Raw genomic sequence first — 1,524 nt, forward strand, 5'->3', positions numbered from 1 at the left:
GGACCCCATCTTCACATAGGGGCCAAAACGCCCCAGCCCGGCCTCAATCATCTCGCCGGTTTCAGGGTGAGGGCCCAGCTTGCGCGGCAGGGAGAGAAGGCCGATCGCCTTGTCCAGCGTCAGCTTGTCGCCCTCCAGCCCCTTGGGTATGGTGGTGCGCTTGGGCTTGATCTTCTTGTTTTCGGGGTCGGCCTCACCGCGCTGGATATAGAGACCATAAGGCCCGCGACGCACGGTCACTTCCTCACCCGTTTCCGGGTCCTGACCGAGGCTTTTCATCCCTTCCTTGAGCGTCTCGCCCTCGCCGCCATCCTCGGCCACGAGGCGACGGGTGAACTGACAGGTCGGGTAGTTCGAGCAGCCGATAAAGGCCCCGAATTTGCCAAGACGCAGCCCCAGGCGCCCCGTGCCACAGGCCGTGCACTGCCTTGGGTCACCGCCATCGTCACGTGCGGGGAAGAAATGCGAGCCCAGATCCTCATCGAGCGCATCGATGACATCCGAGATCTTGAGATCCTTGGTCTGCGCTACGGCAGCGGAGAAATCGCGCCAGAACGCAGCCATGATGTCGTGCCAGTCGGCCCGACCATCGGAAATGTCATCAAGCTGTTCTTCGAGCGTCGCCGTGAAATCGGTGTCCACGTAGCGTTCAAAGAAAGAGGTCAGGAATGCCGTGACCAGCCGGCCGCGATCCTCGGGAATGAAGCGCCGCGCATCCAGACGCACATAATTGCGGTCGCGCAGAACGGTCAGGATCGAGGCATAGGTCGAGGGACGGCCAATGCCGATCTCTTCCATACGCTTGACCAGACTGGCTTCCGAGAAGCGCGGCGGCGGCTGGGTGAAATGCTGGTCAGCCTCGACACCACGGGTCGAGAGCGCATCGCCCTCGCTCATGGCAGGCAGGACGCGGCCTTCATCCTCGTCCGATTTGGTATCGTCACGCCCCTCGCTATAGAGCTTGAGATAACCGTCGAACGCGATGATCGAGCCATTGGCGCGCAGAATGGTGCGCTGCGCGGCATCGGACAGATCGACCACAACCTGATCGAGCTCCGCCGACTGCATCTGTGACGCGACAGCGCGTTTCCAGATCAGCTCGTACAGACGCATCTGCTCACCCGAGAGATGCCGGGCCATCGATTCAGGCGTGCGCGTGACATCGGTGGGGCGAATAGCCTCATGCGCTTCCTGCGCATTCTTGGCCTTGCTGGTATAGACGCGCGGCTTCTCCGGCAGATAAGGCGCGCCGTAACTGCTCCCGATCATGTTGCGGATGGCGTGAACGGCCTCGGCGGCCATCGTCACACCATCGGTACGCATATAGGTGATCAGACCGACCGTCTCGCCGCCCAGATCGACACCTTCATAGAGCTGCTGGGCAGCACGCATTGTTGATTGCGCGCTCATGCCGATCTTGCGCGAGGCTTCCTGCTGCAGCGTCGAGGTGGTGAACGGCGCGGGCGGGTTGCGTCTGGCCTTCTTGCGCTCGACGGAGCGGACCTTGAAGCCTGTTGAGGCCAC

1 protein-coding gene is annotated in these 1,524 nt (G+C 62.1%); it reads right to left on the minus strand.

The annotated features are described in order from the left end of the window. Positions 1–1,524, minus strand: a 1,524-nt coding sequence (gene topA / locus P792_RS38970) for a type I DNA topoisomerase (RefSeq protein WP_035440335.1), incomplete at both ends; no start/stop codon positions are given.

Origin of the sequence: Asaia sp. SF2.1 (assembly GCF_000505765.1) — a bacterium.
Lineage (GTDB): Bacteria > Pseudomonadota > Alphaproteobacteria > Acetobacterales > Acetobacteraceae > Asaia > Asaia bogorensis.